The sequence below is a fragment of the Sandaracinobacteroides sp. genome, assembly GCF_057137845.1.
In genome coordinates, this window is sequence record NZ_DBNHFX010000060.1 from 15,346 (window position 1) to 29,948 (window position 14,603).

Genomic DNA, 14,603 nt, shown 5'->3' on the forward strand with positions numbered 1-14,603 from the left:
TGTTGCTTGGGTCGGCCAAGTGTTTCCGTAAAGTCGGGGATGGCTTTTGCGGAATTCACGTCGCCCCGTTTTTGATGGGTTGGAAATCATGATTGGCATGAAGGAAATCTGCGCCCTGCTTCTGGCGGGGGGCATGGGCGCTGGCTCGGTCGTGACCGTTCAGAAGATCAGGCCCGCCGTCTCGAAGCCGCGCGCAAAGCCCGCTGTGCCCAAGGCGCACAAGACTGCGTCGCGCAACGTCACCAATGCGCAGATCCTCGATTGCCCGACGCCTGCCCTGGCGATGGGCGGCGCGCTGCCGGAACTGGCGGCAATCCCCACCTTCGGGACAACGCTTCCCGGCACTTCGGAAGTCGCGGGCTGGCCCGGTGGTGGCGGCGTCCTCATTCCGCCGGTGATCGGCGGCGGTGGCGGCGGCGGCGGCGGGGGCGGCAGCTCCGGCCCCGATATCGGCCCAAACCCTGAACCGGTGCCGGGCGTGCCGCAACCGGCAAGCTGGGCAATGATGCTGACAGGCTTCGGCCTGGTCGGGCTGGCCCTGCGCAAGGGCAGCGATACCGCCCCCGCGACGGAAGATCAGCGCCAGGCCTGAACCGGCCCCCGCATCGAACGGCACCACAAGGCCCGGAGGACCAGTTCCTCCGGGCCTTGTTGCATGCACGGCCCGCGCACCCGCACAAACGAAAGGCGCCACCGCGGTTCCCCGCGATGGCGCCCGATTAAGCTGCTGCTGCCAGCCTTAGCCGACCAGCCGCGTCTTGCCGTCGCCCAGAAGGCCGTCCTTCGGGCACTTCATCACCATGGTGATGTCGTCATAGTCCTTGTCCGAGCCGCTGGATGGCGGACGGTCTTCCCAGCCGAAATACATGAACTTGCCGGGAAGGCAGGGCTGCTTTTCCACCTTGGGCGTGCGGTTGGTGCCCTTGGGCACCTGCGCGCCCGATTTCGACGGATCGCACTTGTCCATGGTGTCGCAGCGCACCGATTCCAGGATCGTTTCGCCAAGGCCGCCATAGGTTTCGACGCCCGCCGAAATGGTGGTGTCGGTATAGTGGTTGTATTCGCCGGCGTTCGACCACTGCGTCGCAGTCGCCAGCTTGCCGGGTTGCTTCACCTCGCGGATGTTGCGCAGCCGGAAGCTCAGCGACTGGCCCTGCTTGTCGCACTTGGGCCAGACCAGCGGATCGTCGGCCAGATCGGTCACCCGGCCGTTGCTGCGGGTGATGACGCTGCCGCGCTTGATCTTCTTCTTGCTGTTGTTGGGGTCTGTCACCAGTTCTTCCGGGTTCCAGTTGTTCCCCACCAGCGTCATCTGCGAGCGCTTGGCCGCTGCATTGCCGGTAGCATTCTTGTCGTAACAATAGGCATAGACTTCGTTATAGTCCCATGCGTTGTTGTCCAGCAGGAAGCGCTCGGGCGGTTCGTACTGCACGTTCAACTGGCGGGCGGCGGTTGCCGCCACGCTCATGGAAACGTCGTCCGGGCCCCAGAACACCGACATGATCCTGTGCGCCGCGTTGCCGCGATCGGGCGACCGTTCGGCCCGCACCCTGACGGCATTGGCGGTCGGGCCGACTCCAGGCACGAAGCCGTTCGCCGTCGAGAAGTTGCCGACGGTGACATCCGAGTTGATCGTCACGTTGCCATAATCGCCGGGCACGTTCAGTTGCGCGAACTTCACCGCTTCCGACACGGTTTTCGTTGGCGCATCCAGTGCCTTGACCCCGGCCAGCGCCCCGGCGTCCGCCGCCGACTGCATCCGCCCGGCGACCAGCCGGTAATTGGTGAAATCGATCGCGAAGCCGACCGAGCCGACCAGCACCGGCACCGACAATGCGAAAAAGATCGCCGCCATGCCGGAGCGATCGCTGCGCAAGGCATCGAGCCTTGCTTTCATGTTGTTACGCACACTCATTTTCCAGGCTCCACGAATGGCAGTTCCTGTTTCATCTCGACACTTGCCGCGATGTCGCCCGTCTGGGCAGCAGTATAGAATCGGAACGGAGACGCCTTCGAGATCGGCACATCCACTTCCATGGTATAGACGTTGGTGGCGGGGTTCCCCGGCGCACTTTGCGTCAGCAGCACTGTGGCGTTGTCGCGGGCCCAGCCCGGCAGACGCGCCTTCAGCACGGTTTCGGCGTTGGCGGCCGGCACCGTGTTCACTGCAACCTGCCGCGCCACGTCGCGCGCTGCGGCCTGCATGGAGCCATAGGTGAAATAGACGAAGCTATATTCGACCATGCCCATGAACATGCCGATGAAGAGCGGCATCACCAGTCCGAACTCGGCAGCCACCGAGCCTTTCCGATCCCGCCCCAGCTTTCCTGGCATCTTCATACGGATTCCTTTCATGTTGCCTTCCTCCTGCAACTTATGTTTCTCGTCCGTAATAATGTGAATGTCCGGTTGTATCTGCCTGAACCGCCCGGGAGTCAATATCCGTTAACGTCTGAAGGGTTACGGCGGTTTGCTATTTTACAATTGCGCCCAGCCCGGCCGTCGCCGGTGTAATGAATCCCGCGCGCAAGGGGCGACCGCCTGGATCGCCGGGCGGCGCCGGCAGGCGCGAATCGGTCAAGCCCGAATCGCGGCCGAATCGGATGATTTGCCGCCGATTCGATGCTGAACGCCAGTTTTACGACTCGGACAGCGCGAAATGTTGCGCCGTTTGATCGCCGGGCTTGGCGGAAAAAACCCGACATGGCCTATGCCGTATCAAGCCTATATATAGTGGGCACTTGCGCCCCTTGCCGCTTGCCGTGGTGGTTTTCGCCAGCGGGCAACCCGGATGCGGCAGTTCTGCAACAGCTTGCTACAATGTGAACCATTGCAAAAAACCAGCCGGTTCCAAGGGGTTTCGGGTGCTTTTTAGGTTGCAAGCCGAAATGGACAGGGTTAACAGTCGTGGCAGAGGCAGTGCCCAATGGCCGCCCCTACCCTGTCTGAAAATGGGGGCGGGCGAACCGGGCAGGGCTTCCGGCCGCAAGAAGCAACAATGGATAATCCGCGGTCAACGATAATGCCGGAAAATCCGGCCAACTGAATAAGGGACGTCGCTATGAAAAACTTCCTGCAAAAGCTCCTCGGTGACAAGGCTGGCGCTTCGGCCGCCGAATATGCTCTGATCCTCGCCGTGTTCGGTGGCGCCGTCGTGATCGGCGTGACTGCGCTTGGCAACGGCTTCAAGACGCAGATGAACGCCTCGAAGGCGACCATCGAGAAGGACTACAGCAAGTAAGCCAGCGTTTCGCCCCGCGCGCCGTTCGGGATTGCGCGGGGCAATGCAGCTAAAGCCCCCGGCTCGCAGCGCATCATGCGCCGGCCACACAAGAAGGGTGATGTCATGAAAATCTTCCTGCAAAATCTTCTGGGTGACAAGGCTGGCGCTTCGGCCGCCGAATATGCCCTCATCCTCGCCGTCTTCGGCGGCGCTGTCGTGATCGGCGTGACTGCGCTGGGCGATGGCTTCAAGACGCAGATGAACGCCTCGAAGGCGGCCATCGAGAAGGACTACAGCAAGTAAGCCGCGCTTCGCCCGCGCGGGACGGCCCATCGCCGTCGCGCGGGCGGGCTGCGATCCGCCCAGGCCCCGCAATACCGGCTCGCGCAGGCTGCCGGTCAACGAGAAGGGGGAATGCCGTGAAAGCCATGTTGCTGCAATTTCTGTTCAGCAGGTCCGGCGCTTCGGCCGCCGAATATGCCCTGATCCTGGCGGTGATGTGCAGCGCAGTGGTGATCGGCATCATGGCGGTATCGGATGGCTTCGAAAACCAGATGCTGAAATCGCAGACGGCGATCGAAAAGGATTATCAAAGTTAATCTGAACGACTCGTCAGCAATTTTCAATATTCATCATGGCTCTGGTGTCTAATGGCATCAGAGCCATATTTTATTTATCTTGCCAGTGTGTGTGATAATTCAGCAACAGGTTGTTCGATTTAACAATTTGCATTTTACATATTGCTTGAATTGTAAATTGATAGTAGCGAACATTCCATCAGGCGCCGAATCGGCCTGCCGGTGAAGGCGCCCAAAAACAACAATAAAGGGTCCAAGGGATCATGCGTCGATCCTCCATTTTTCTGCTCGTGGGTGCCGTCCTCCTCGGCCTGATGGCCGTGCTGGGGATGAAAACGGTGCTGAACAAGGGCGGCGGGGAAGCCCCCCAGGCGCCGCAGACCTTCATCGTGGTCGCGGCCAAACCCATCAAGTTCGGTGACAAGGTGACGGCCGATGTTCTGAAGCCGGTGCCGTGGCCCGGTGCGGCGCCCGAAGGTGCCTACACCGACGTCCGCGAAGCCGTAGCCGACGGCAACCGCACCGCCCTGCGCGAGATCAAGGACGGCGAGCCGGTTCTGGCGGTCGCCGTATCGGGCGAAATCGGCCGGCTGGCCTCGTCGTCGCAGCTCGGCCCCGACATGCGGGCGATCGCCATTCCGCTGACCGAAGTGTCGGGCGCCGGCGGCTTCATCGCACCCGGAGACCGGGTGGATGTGCTGCTGACCCGCAACTTCGGCGACAAGGCGGCCTATGTCGCGCCGATCGTGCAGGGCGCAAGAGTATTGGCGATCGGCCAGTCTCAGGACCCCTCGCAGGCGGAACCCAAGATCGTCAATTCCGCCACGCTGGAAGTGACGCCGGGCGAGGCGCAGAAAGTGGCGCTGGCACAGAAGGTCGGCGAACTGACCCTGGCGCTGCGCCCGACCGGAGACGAGGCCCGTCTGCCCGCACAGGTGGCCAGCGCCAACGAGATTTTCGGCATGCGCCCCCCCGTCGACGGCAGCGTTGCCGCCGATCCGGCGGCGTCCGGCGCTGCTCCTTCCGGGCCTGTCCAGTCGCGCGGCGAAGCCGCCTCGGGCGTCGAGGTGCGCGTTGTGCGCGGAACCGAAACCACCAGCTACCGGGTGCCCCGCTGATGTTCAGGATCATCCCCCCCTCTGCCCGCAGGCAGGCCGCGCTTGTGCCGGCCACCCTGCTGGCCGCCACGCTCCTCGCGGCTGCGCCGATCGTCGCCCCCGCCCCCGCCGCCGCGCAGTCGGCGGCAGCCGGCGCCACCATGGCGGTCGCAGTCAACAAGTCGCAGGTGCTGAAGCTCGATCGTGCGTTCGCCAAGGCGATGGTCGGCAACCCCGAAATCGCCGACGTGATGCCGTTGAACGCCAACAGCGTCTATGTGCTTGGCCGCACGACCGGCTCTACCAACCTCGCGCTCTATGATCGCAACGGCGGCCTGATCGCGGTTGTCGATGTGGTGGTCGGGCCGGACGTGCTGGCGCTGAAGCGGCAACTGTCCGACACCTTCCCCGCCGAGAAGGTGAAGATCAGCAGCGCCAATGACTCGCTGGTGGTCGAGGGGCAGGTTTCCAGCCCGCTTGCCGCCGAGCGGATCATGGCGGTCGCCCAGACCTACGCCCCCGACAAGGTGCTGAACCTGATGTCGGTCGGTTCGCCGCAGCAGGTGCTGCTGGAAGTGCGCATTTCCGAAATGTCGCGCGGCACGGTGAAGCAGCTCGGCCTGACCAACGTGTCGTGGAACGGCGGCGCGGTCACCGGGGTGGCAAACTCCGAGGCCGGGCCGTTCGTCGGCGTGCTGCACGGCCTGTTCGGCACCAGCCTGAACGTCCAGTTCGAGGCGCTGGAACGCGAAGGTCTGGTGCGCACGCTGGCCAATCCGAACCTTGTGGCGCTTTCGGGCGAAACGGCGAACTTCCTGGCCGGCGGCGAATTCCCGGTGCCCTCGGGGGTCGATAACAATGGCCGGGTATCCGTTGAATTCAAGCAGTTCGGCGTGGCGCTGGCGTTCACACCGACGGTCTTGGCCGACGGCCTGATCAACCTGCGTGTCGCGCCCGAAGTGTCGCAGATCGACCGCGAAGTGGTGGTGCAGCTTTCCGGTGCGGCCATTCCCGGCCTGAAAGTGCGCCGCGCGATCACCTCGCTCGAACTGCGCGACGGCCAGTCGTTCGCGATGGCCGGTCTCATCCAGAGCGACTTCGCCGATACCGTGCGCGCCATTCCGCTGCTGGGCCGGGTGCCGATCATCGGCGCGCTGTTCCGCTCGACCAACTTCAAGAAAAGCGAAACCGAACTGGTGATCGTGGTCACGCCGCGCATCGTGCGCCCTGTCCGCCCCGACCAGATCACGCTGCCGACCGACCGTGTCGGCGCCCCCAACGCCATGGATCTGTTCATGATGGGCAAGACCCATGAGGTCAGGCCGTCAGCAAAAACGTCGCCTGCGCGCCCCGCCCCAGGCGGGGTCGAAGGCGACGCCGGCCATATCGTGAGGTGAGAGGATGATGCACATGGAGAAGCCGCAAAAGGCCCCCGCAACGGCTGGAAACTTCGCCCGGATCGCGCTGCCGCTGATCGCCACCAGTTGCGCGCTCTATGCGCTGGGCACCGGCACCACGGCGCAGGCGCAGGACCCGGATTTCGGCTGCACCGTGCGGCAGAACATCGAGGTCCAGACCGTCAACATGGACCCGCAGTATGAAGGCACGCTGATGGAAGGCGGCGTCGGCCTGCGCAGCGTCGCCGCAGTCCGCCGCTACATGACCGACAAGGTCCGGCCGCTGGTCAGCGCATCGCTGGCATCGTCGGTCGGGCAGCAGGGCGGTGCCGGTGCCGGTGCGGGCGGCGGCGTCGAAGTGACGGGGCAGGGCAAATGACCCTGCACAGCCCGCTTCCGGCGGCTGGTTCAGCCGACACGCAGCCCTGGCAGCCCGAAGACGGCCGTGGCGCAGGCGCAGCTTCGCGCCGCGTGCTGCTGCTGGCATCCGAACCGGGCCGCCTGCCGCCCACCGACCGGCTGTCGGCGCTTGGCATCGAGCCGATCCTGTCAGGCGCAGACATCGCCGGAATCGAGCCAGGCTCGCCGCTGCTCGAAGGTGTCGATGCCGTCGTTGCCGAACTGGTGCCGGGGAATGATGGCGCGCTTCCGGCCTTTGAACGGCTGGTGCAGTCGCTGGGGCATGTGCCGGTGATCGCCGCAGTCGACGGTCTGTCGGTTGCCGATACGCGGATGCTGCTGCGCAGCGGCGCGTTCGACGTGCTGCCGCTGCCCTTCACCGCCGACGAACTGGCGCACGCCGTCGCCGATCTGGCGAAGCGCCCGGTCCGCCCGCAGGCGGCGGCCGCCCGCCAGCCGCAACGGCAGGGCAAGGTGGTCAGCTTCCTCAGCGCGCTTGGCGGGGTGGGTTCCACCGCGCTCGCCACCCAGGCGGGCATTTTGTGGTCGTCGGATGCGCGGGTCTGCTACATCGATCTCGACGTGCAGTTCGGCAACGCCGCGCTGCTCCTCGATCTGAAGCCGTCGCTGCATCTGGGCAATCTGATCGAAGACGCCGAGCGGCTCGATCCCGATCTGCTCCAGTCGGTTGCGGTTTCGCACGGCTCGGGGCTGTCGGTGATCGCCAGCCCGCTGGAAATGATGCCGATCGACGCCATCGACACCGACTTCATCGACCGCATCCTGCGCGTCGCCAGCCAGACCTATGATCTCGTGATCGTCGATCTGCCGACGCTGTGGACGGAATGGACCGTCCGGGTGCTGCAACGCTCGGATGCGGTGTGCATGATCTCCAACCTGTCGGTCGCCGGGATGCACCAGACGCGCCGGCAACTGGAAATGGTGGAGGCGAATGGCCTGATGCCCAAGCTGAAGCTGGTGGCGAACCGGGTGAACAAAAGCTTCCTCGGCAAGGTCGACCTGAAGGAAAACGAAGCGGTGCTCGGCCGCAAGATCGAATTCACCATCGCCAACGACTATCCGGCGGTCAGCGGCGCCAACGACGAAGGCCGCGCGCTGAAGGAAGTGAAGCCCGGGTCGCGCGTGCTGAAGGATCTGAAGTATCTGACCTCCACCCTGTCTGTCGCGCTGGCTGCAGAAGGCGACGCGCAATGAGCGGAATGAAGGGCATGGCCTGGCCGCGCAAACCGGCAACCGGGCCGGCGCCGGCGCCGGCCGCCTCCGAAACGGTAACGGTCGCGCCCGAGCCGAAGCAGCCCGAAGCGCCGCGCATGGACGTGAAAACCGAACTGAAGGTCGAGCTGCACCAGAATCTGCTGGGGCGCATCAACCTTGCCGCGCTTGAATCGATGACGCGCGACCAGGTCAGCAAGGATATCGGCGACATCGTCTCCGACATGCTGCGCGAAACCAACCATGCGCTGAACATGACCGAGCGGCGGCAACTGGTCGAAGACATTCTGGACGAGCTGCTGGGCCTCGGGCCGCTGGAGCCGCTGCTGAAAGACCCGACCATCACCGAAATCATGGTGAACACCGCGCACATCGTCTTCATCGAACGCGCGGGCCGGATCGAGGAAACCCGCGCGACCTTCGCCGACAACCGCCACCTGCAACGGATCATCCAGAAGATCGTCTCGGGCATGGGGCGGCGGATCGACGAAAGCTCGCCGATGGTCGACGCCCGCCTGCCCGACGGCAGCCGTGTCAACGCCATCATCCCGCCGCTCGCCGTCGACGGCCCGATCCTGACCATCCGGAAGTTCGCCAAGACGCCGATCAACATGGACAAGCTGGTGTCGTTCGGCGCCATGCCCGAAGCCTGCGCCGAAACGCTGCGCGCAGTGGTGCGCGGCCGCCGCAATGTGCTGATCTCGGGCGGGACGGGCTCCGGCAAGACGACCATGCTGAACGCGATGTCGGCCTCGATCGGCGAGCACGAACGCATCGTCACCATCGAAGACTCGGCGGAACTTCAGTTGCAGCAGCGGCACGTCATCCGGCTGGAAACCCGCCCGGCCAACATCGAAGGGCGCGGCGAAATCAACCAGCGTGACCTCGTCAAGAACTCGCTGCGGATGCGCCCTGACCGGGTCGTGCTGGGCGAGTGCCGGGGCGGCGAAGCCTTCGACATGTTGCAGGCCATGAACACCGGCCACGACGGCTCGATGACGACGATCCACGCCAACACTCCGCGCGATGCGCTGTCGCGTCTCGAACAGATGATCGGCATGTCGGGGCTGGAAATCAGCCCCAAGGCGGCGCGCTCGCAGATCGCCTCGGCCATTCACGTCGTGTTGCAGCTCGAACGCCTGTCCGACGGCAAGCGCCGCCTCACCTCGCTGGCCGAAGTGACCGGCATGGAAGGCGAAACCGTGCTGATGCAGGAAATCTTCCGCTTCGACCGCCAGGGCATCGACGCGCAGGGCAATGTGATCGCCGAACTGAAGCCGACCGGCATCCGACCGAAGTTCATGGAATATCTCAGCGCACGCGGCATCAACCTGCCGGGCACCCTGTTCGACCCCTATCGCAAGCTGGACGCCGTGGCATGACCTTGCCCGACACCTCGGCCCTGATGCTGACGCTGCTGTTCTTTGCAGTGATCCTGCTGATCGAGGGCGCCTACTTCTACTATATGGACGTGCATGCGCCGAAATCGCGTGTCGGCCGGCGGCTGGGGGCGCTTCGTACCGGCAACATGGTCGAGGAAGTGCAGGCGTCGCTGAAGCGCCACCAGAGCGCGCGCGGCGAATCGATGGTTGCGACCATCCTGAACCGGCTGGAAGGCAAGCTGGCGCAGGCCGGCATGCGCATGACGGCCGAACGCATGCTGATGCTGATGGCGGTGGCGACGGCCGGTCTTGCCGTCACTGCGCCCGTCATCCTCGGCATCGCCGACATGCTGCACAGCTTCACTTCGGTGCTCCTCGTGCTGGTGTTCGCCGTCTGCATCGGCACGGTGTTTCCGGTGCTGCTGCTCGACCGCAAGGCCACCAAGCGCATCAAGAAGTTCGAGGAACAGTTCCCGGTCGCGCTGGATATTTTCGTGCGCGGTCTGCGCGCCGGCCACCCGGTCACCGGCGCGCTCGATCTGCTGGTCGAGGAAATGCCCGATCCGATCGGATCCGAATTCGCCATGGTGGTGGCCGAAATCAGCTATGGCTATGATCTGCGCGACGCACTGAACAACCTCGCCAACCGCGTGCAGACCACCGACATCTCGATGTTCGCGGTCTGCGTTGCGATCCAGGCGGAAACCGGCGGAAACCTCGCCGATATTCTGGAAGGCCTGTCGAAGGTGATCCGCGAGCGCCAGTCGATGGTGCTGAAGGTGCGTGCGCTCGCCTCGGAAGGCAAGATGACTGCAATCGTGCTGTCGGTGCTGCCGGTCGGCACCTTCCTGTTCGTGTTCTCGACGCAGCCGGAATTCTATCTCGATGTGGTCGATGATCCCTGGTTCCTGCCCGGACTCATCGGCCTTTCCTTCTGGTATGCCTGCGGCATCTTCATGATCCGCAAGCTCGTCGATCTGAAGGTCTGACCGATGGGCGGCAATCTTTCGACCTGGCTGGTTCTGGCGCTGGTGTTCGGCGCGGTGGTGCTGGTGGTTCTGGCGCTGGCGCCGATGTTCGAGAAAAAGGTCGACATCGCCAGCCGGCTGGCGACGACCCCGCGCAATGCCGAAGCGGCGATCTCTTCGGGCGGCGCGCCCACCCTCAAGACCGACCACACCGGTTCGCTCTGGGCGCGGCTGGTCGCCGAAGTCGAGGCGCGCGGCCTGTCGCTCGACGACAGCAAGTCGCATCTGCTGGCGGAAAAGCTGGCGCTTGCCGGCTATACCCAGCCCTATGCCGTGCGCGCCTATGTGCTGATCCGTTCCGGCCTGACGCTGATCCTGCCCGCCATCGCCTATGGCGTGGTGGCGATGCTCGGCCTCGAACTGACGCCCTCCAAGCTTTACATGACGCTGGTCGCGGCGGCGGCGGCGGGCCTTTATGTGCCCAACGTCATCGTCAGCGGCCGGGCCGACCGTCGCAAGACCGAAATCCTGAATGGCTTCCCCGACGCGCTCGACCTGATGCTCGTCTGCGTCGAAGCTGGCCTGGGGATCGACGCCTGTTTCGCCCGCGTCGGGCAGGAAGTGGTGGAACTGCACCCGCGCCTCGCCGACCTGTTCGCCAGCGTGTCGCTGGAACTGCGGGCGGGCCGCGCCCGTGCCGAGGCGCTGAAGAACATGGCCAAGCGTTCAGGCGTCGAGGAAATCCAGTCGTTCGCAACGCTGGTCATCCAGTCCGACAAGCTGGGCGCCAGCATCGGCCAGGCGCTGAAGGTCTATGCCGGCGAGATGCGTGAATCGCGGCGGATGCGCGCCGAGGAAAAGGCCCACCGCCTGCCGGTGCTGCTGTCGATCCCGCTGGTCTTGTTCCTGCTGCCGACAATGATCGGCGTGCTGGCGCTGCCGGCTTCGATCTCGCTGAGGGAGTCGATGTTCAATGCATCCGACAAGTGATCCTGAAGATCGCGCCACCGGCCCGTCGGCGCTGGCGCTGGCGCCCGTCGCGCTAGGCGCGCTGCTGGCGCCCGCCGCCGTCGATGCCCGCACGACAGCGGTCGATGGAATGCGCGCCATCGAGCCTGCCGAGCAGGCGGAGACGCTCGATGCGACGCTGGCCCAGGGACGCGCGCTGCTGACGCAGGGGCAGGTGGTGCTGGCCTTGCAGCAATATAGCCGCGCCATGGCGATGGCGCCGGAATCGGTCGAGGCAATGAACGGCGCCGCCGTCTGCTACGACCGCATGGGCCGGTTCGAAAGCGCGCGCACTCTCTATGAAATGGCGCTGGGCCTCGAACCGCAGTCCGGGCTGCTGCTGAACAATTACGGCTATTCGCTGTATCTGCAGGGCGATAAGCGCGAAGCTGCACGCTTCCTGTCGCTCGCCGCAGCCTCGGGCGATGCCGAGGTATCGGCGCGCGCGCTGAAGATTCTGGGCAAGATCGATACCGCCCGGCAACCGGCGGCTCCGGCCGTCGCCCAGGCCGCAACGCCCGAGCCGATGGCCGATCCGGCCCGGATCGTCCGCACCAGCGACCATGAACTGCGGCTGGTGCTGGCTGACCCGCAAAAGCCCGCGCCCGCCCGCCAGCGCGAAGCGACCACCCGGCTTGCGGCAGTGCTGGGTTCCGACCTTGCTGCCGCGATCGTTCCGGTAGGCGGCCTGTCGAAGGCCGACGACCAGCGCATCGCCCTTGCCGAAGCGCAGGCGATCCGCGCCGACGCCGCCGAAGCGGCAGAAGCCGCGCGCGCGCAAGTGGTGCCCGGCCTGCTGATGGCGGCAAACGATCTCGGCCTCGGCCCGCGCGCTGGTGCGTTGCCGGCTGACGCAGCCGACGTTTTCGCGCCTGCGCGGCCGGATGCGCTCGCCACCGACGACCCCGACTGGAACCGCTTCCAGTTGCTGATGGTGGCCCAGACCGACGGCCCGGCGCCGCACCGTCCGGGAACCGGAGCGGCGGTGATCGCCGCCGGGCTGGTGCCACAACCGCGCCGCCTTGCGGCCACGGCCCGCCCCGAGCTGGAGCCGGAAGCCTGCCTGTTCACCCGCCCCTTCGAAAGCGACGATGCGCGGCTGAACGGTCTTGCGAACCGCCTGCACGCCGACAGCGGCGAGCCGGACGTCGCTGAGAAGATCGCCCGGCTGGAAGCTCTGATCGAGCGCATGCAGGCGATCAGAGCCGCCGCATGAAGGCCGCGCTTTCCGCACTGACGCTGCTGTTGCTTGCGCCGGGTGCCGCTGCAGCAAGCACGGAAACGATGGCGCCCGCCGCCGAACAGGCATCACAGGCCGACGGGCTGACCTTGACGCTTGGCTTCATCGATCGCGCGATTGCCGACGGGCGGCTTCGCTCGGCAGCGGAACTGCTGTCCCGCGCACGAACGCGCGGCGAGCATGGCGAACTGCGCCTGCGCGAAGCCGAACTGCTGCTGGCGGCGGGCCACAGCGCCGACGCGGCGCTGGCGTTTCAGTCGCTCGAGGCTGAAGAAGGCCTGGCAGCGCGCGCAAAAACCGGGCGTGCGATTGCCTTGATCCGCCAGAACCGCACGCCCGAAGCCGAAAGCCTGCTGGCGATCGCCGTTTCGCTGGACCCGGCGCTTGCACGCGCGTGGTCGGCGCGGGCCGTGCTGGCCGACCAGAAGCGCGACTGGAAGCTGGCGGAAAGCTGCTATGGGCGGGCGATCGCCGCGGCGCCGGAAAGCGCCGACGCCTTCAACAACCGTGGCTATTCGCGGCTGCTGCAAGGCCGGACAGCCGAGGCAGAGGCCGATTTCCAGCGCGCGCTGCGCCTCGAACCGCAGCTTGCCGCCGCCGCCACCAACCTGCGGCTGGCGCGCGGGCTGCAAGGCCATTACGCACAGGCGTTCGAAGGCAGCACCCGCGAGGATCTGGGCCGAGATCTGAACACCGTCGGCTATGCGGCGCTGCTGCGCGGCGACCTGAAGCTGGCGGAAGGCTATTTCAACCGGGCGCTCGAAGCCGACCCGCGCTATCAGGCGCAGGCCGCAGCAAACCTTGCCTATCTGCGCCAGCTTGCAACCGCCGCGCCGGCCGTGCAGGAAGACGCTGCGAAACACTGATATGCCCTGGCTTGCCCCCCTGTTTGCCGCCCTTGCCGGGGCGATGCTGCTGATCGCGGCCTTCTGGGATATCCGCCGTTTCGAAATTCCCGACAGCCTGTCGATCGCCATTCTGGCGCTGGCGGTGGCGTTCGGTTTCACCCAGCCGGATTTCCCGTGGCTCTGGCACGGGGCAAGCTTTCTGGCGATGTTTGCCGCGGGCGCGCTGCTGTTCGCGCTTGGCTGGATGGGCGGCGGCGACATCAAGCTGATGACGGCTGCCGCCGCATGGACGACGCTGAAAGGCCTGCCCGCCATGCTGGCGGCGATCCTGCTGGCAGGCGGCGTGCTGGCGCTGCTGCTGCTGGCGGCACGCGCAGTTGCCCGCCGTTCGGCCAGTGGCCAGCAGGCGCTGCCCGGCCCGCTGCGCGACGGCGCGCCACTCCCTTATGCGATTGCAATCGCCGGCGGCATTTTCTGGTGGGCGTTCCGCCACTGGCCGATCTGACGCTGCAATGCGAACCGGTCCGCGCTTCGGCTTGAGCAACGGCAACGCTGCGCTACCATGCCGGCCATGACCTATCGCCACCCAAGCGGCAGCCCGCTGCACCACGAACGGCTGAAGACGAAACAGCGCGAACTGCGTGACGGCTTTGCCGCGCCGCTGTCGCTGAGGGTGCATCGCGCCCTGTCATGGCTGCGCCGCGCCGAGGCCGAAGGCGACGACGAAGACGTGCGCTTCATCCTGCTGTGGATCGGGTTCAACGCCGCCTACGCCGGAGACGTCGACGCATCGCGCACTACAGGCGCCGCAGAGGGCGAGCGCGGGCTGTTCCAGGCGTTTTTCACCACCCTCGTCGGCTATGATGGCGGGCACCGCATCTACGACATGGTGTGGCAGCGATTCCCGCACGAAATTCGCGTGCTGCTGGCAAACCAGTTTGTGTTCGGGCCATTCTGGCAGCACCAGAACGGTCTCTCCGGCCACGCCGACTGGGCGGACCGGCTGGATCGCGCGCAGGTCGCCATCAACGCGGCGCTGGCCCACCACGATACGGCAAAGATCCTGTCGATCCTGTTCGACCGGCTCTATGTGCTGCGCAACCAGCTCGTCCACGGCGGCTCGACCTGGAACAGCGGCGTAAACCGCGCACAGGTCCGCGATTGCAGCGCGATCCTCGGCTGCCTGCTGCCGATTTTCATCGATCTGATGATGGACAACCCGAACCACCC

At 65.5% G+C, this 14,603-nt stretch carries 17 protein-coding genes; 15 read left to right on the forward strand and 2 right to left on the reverse strand.

Annotated elements, in window-relative coordinates:
- The first annotated feature begins 88 nt into the window (after positions 1 to 88).
- On the forward strand, positions 89 to 592 hold the full coding sequence (locus AC16JP_RS02980; RefSeq protein ID WP_484339114.1) for a PEPxxWA-CTERM sorting domain-containing protein: 504 nt from the start codon (positions 89 to 91) through the stop codon (positions 590 to 592).
- 147 nt (positions 593 to 739) lie between these two features.
- Here AC16JP_RS02980 and AC16JP_RS02985 read toward each other — a convergent pair whose 3' ends face one another.
- Positions 740 to 1,876, reverse strand: coding sequence for a pilus assembly protein TadG-related protein (locus AC16JP_RS02985; protein WP_484339115.1), 1,137 nt, complete (start codon positions 1,874 to 1,876; stop codon positions 740 to 742).
- 35 nt (positions 1,877 to 1,911) lie between these two features.
- Positions 1,912 to 2,340, reverse strand: a complete 429-nt coding sequence (locus tag AC16JP_RS02990; protein WP_484339116.1) for a TadE/TadG family type IV pilus assembly protein — start codon at positions 2,338 to 2,340, stop codon at positions 1,912 to 1,914.
- Between the two features lie 721 nt (positions 2,341 to 3,061).
- Here AC16JP_RS02990 and AC16JP_RS02995 point away from each other — a divergent pair.
- From AC16JP_RS02995 to AC16JP_RS03060, 14 genes are all read left to right on the forward strand, one after another.
- The gene (locus AC16JP_RS02995; protein WP_484339117.1) at positions 3,062 to 3,241 is read left to right on the forward strand and encodes a Flp family type IVb pilin; all 180 of its coding nucleotides are present in this window, start codon (positions 3,062 to 3,064) and stop codon (positions 3,239 to 3,241) included.
- Positions 3,242 to 3,346: 105 nt separating this feature from the next.
- Positions 3,347 to 3,526, forward strand: a complete 180-nt coding sequence (locus AC16JP_RS03000) for a Flp family type IVb pilin (RefSeq protein WP_484339118.1) — start codon at positions 3,347 to 3,349, stop codon at positions 3,524 to 3,526.
- Between the two features lie 116 nt (positions 3,527 to 3,642).
- Entirely contained in the window at positions 3,643 to 3,822 is a 180-nt protein-coding gene (locus tag AC16JP_RS03005) for a Flp family type IVb pilin (protein ID WP_484339119.1), read from the forward strand.
- Between the two features lie 242 nt (positions 3,823 to 4,064).
- The gene (gene cpaB / locus AC16JP_RS03010; protein ID WP_484339120.1) at positions 4,065 to 4,919 is read left to right on the forward strand and encodes a Flp pilus assembly protein CpaB; all 855 of its coding nucleotides are present in this window, start codon (positions 4,065 to 4,067) and stop codon (positions 4,917 to 4,919) included.
- A complete protein-coding gene (locus AC16JP_RS03015; RefSeq protein ID WP_484339121.1) occupies positions 4,919 to 6,295 on the forward strand; it encodes a type II and III secretion system protein family protein in 1,377 nt (458 codons plus the stop codon). Before cpaB ends, AC16JP_RS03015 begins: the two co-directional genes overlap by 1 nt.
- A gap of 13 nt (positions 6,296 to 6,308) precedes the next feature.
- Positions 6,309 to 6,674 (forward strand): hypothetical protein, encoded by a 366-nt coding sequence (locus AC16JP_RS03020; protein WP_484339122.1) that lies wholly within the window; start codon positions 6,309 to 6,311, stop codon positions 6,672 to 6,674.
- Positions 6,671 to 7,909: a CpaE/TadZ family protein gene (locus tag AC16JP_RS03025; RefSeq protein WP_484339123.1), complete on the forward strand. Its 1,239-nt coding sequence runs from the start codon at positions 6,671 to 6,673 to the stop codon at positions 7,907 to 7,909. Before AC16JP_RS03020 ends, AC16JP_RS03025 begins: the two co-directional genes overlap by 4 nt.
- Positions 7,906 to 9,309, forward strand: coding sequence for a TadA family conjugal transfer-associated ATPase (locus tag AC16JP_RS03030; protein WP_484339124.1), 1,404 nt, complete (start codon positions 7,906 to 7,908; stop codon positions 9,307 to 9,309). Before AC16JP_RS03025 ends, AC16JP_RS03030 begins: the two co-directional genes overlap by 4 nt.
- The gene (locus AC16JP_RS03035) at positions 9,306 to 10,298 is read left to right on the forward strand and encodes a type II secretion system F family protein (protein ID WP_484339125.1); all 993 of its coding nucleotides are present in this window, start codon (positions 9,306 to 9,308) and stop codon (positions 10,296 to 10,298) included. Before AC16JP_RS03030 ends, AC16JP_RS03035 begins: the two co-directional genes overlap by 4 nt.
- A 3-nt stretch (positions 10,299 to 10,301) precedes the next feature.
- A complete protein-coding gene (locus AC16JP_RS03040) occupies positions 10,302 to 11,267 on the forward strand; it encodes a type II secretion system F family protein (RefSeq protein WP_484339126.1) in 966 nt (321 codons plus the stop codon).
- On the forward strand, positions 11,251 to 12,501 hold the full coding sequence (locus AC16JP_RS03045) for a tetratricopeptide repeat protein (RefSeq protein ID WP_484339127.1): 1,251 nt from the start codon (positions 11,251 to 11,253) through the stop codon (positions 12,499 to 12,501). The genes AC16JP_RS03040 and AC16JP_RS03045 overlap by 17 nt, the downstream gene beginning before the upstream one ends.
- Positions 12,498 to 13,391, forward strand: a complete 894-nt coding sequence (locus AC16JP_RS03050) for a tetratricopeptide repeat protein (RefSeq protein ID WP_484339128.1) — start codon at positions 12,498 to 12,500, stop codon at positions 13,389 to 13,391. Before AC16JP_RS03045 ends, AC16JP_RS03050 begins: the two co-directional genes overlap by 4 nt.
- A 1-nt stretch (position 13,392) precedes the next feature.
- Positions 13,393 to 13,878: an A24 family peptidase gene (locus tag AC16JP_RS03055; protein WP_484339129.1), complete on the forward strand. Its 486-nt coding sequence runs from the start codon at positions 13,393 to 13,395 to the stop codon at positions 13,876 to 13,878.
- Between the two features lie 66 nt (positions 13,879 to 13,944).
- On the forward strand, positions 13,945 to 14,603 hold a 659-nt coding region (locus AC16JP_RS03060; protein WP_484339130.1), incomplete at its 3' end, for a hypothetical protein.

Coding starts and splice junctions, on each gene's coding strand:
- AC16JP_RS02980 (WP_484339114.1), top strand. CDS start 89: ATGATTGGCATGAAGGAAATCTGCGCCCTGCTTCTGGCGGGGGGCATG.
- AC16JP_RS02990 (WP_484339116.1), bottom strand. CDS start 2,340: ATGAAGATGCCAGGAAAGCTGGGGCGGGATCGGAAAGGCTCGGTGGCT.
- AC16JP_RS02995 (WP_484339117.1), top strand. CDS start 3,062: ATGAAAAACTTCCTGCAAAAGCTCCTCGGTGACAAGGCTGGCGCTTCG.
- AC16JP_RS03000 (WP_484339118.1), top strand. CDS start 3,347: ATGAAAATCTTCCTGCAAAATCTTCTGGGTGACAAGGCTGGCGCTTCG.
- cpaB (WP_484339120.1), top strand. CDS start 4,065: ATGCGTCGATCCTCCATTTTTCTGCTCGTGGGTGCCGTCCTCCTCGGC.
- AC16JP_RS03015 (WP_484339121.1), top strand. CDS start 4,919: ATGTTCAGGATCATCCCCCCCTCTGCCCGCAGGCAGGCCGCGCTTGTG.
- AC16JP_RS03020 (WP_484339122.1), top strand. CDS start 6,309: ATGGAGAAGCCGCAAAAGGCCCCCGCAACGGCTGGAAACTTCGCCCGG.
- AC16JP_RS03025 (WP_484339123.1), top strand. CDS start 6,671: ATGACCCTGCACAGCCCGCTTCCGGCGGCTGGTTCAGCCGACACGCAG.
- AC16JP_RS03030 (WP_484339124.1), top strand. CDS start 7,906: ATGAGCGGAATGAAGGGCATGGCCTGGCCGCGCAAACCGGCAACCGGG.
- AC16JP_RS03035 (WP_484339125.1), top strand. CDS start 9,306: ATGACCTTGCCCGACACCTCGGCCCTGATGCTGACGCTGCTGTTCTTT.
- AC16JP_RS03040 (WP_484339126.1), top strand. CDS start 10,302: ATGGGCGGCAATCTTTCGACCTGGCTGGTTCTGGCGCTGGTGTTCGGC.
- AC16JP_RS03045 (WP_484339127.1), top strand. CDS start 11,251: ATGCATCCGACAAGTGATCCTGAAGATCGCGCCACCGGCCCGTCGGCG.
- AC16JP_RS03050 (WP_484339128.1), top strand. CDS start 12,498: ATGAAGGCCGCGCTTTCCGCACTGACGCTGCTGTTGCTTGCGCCGGGT.
- AC16JP_RS03055 (WP_484339129.1), top strand. CDS start 13,393: ATGCCCTGGCTTGCCCCCCTGTTTGCCGCCCTTGCCGGGGCGATGCTG.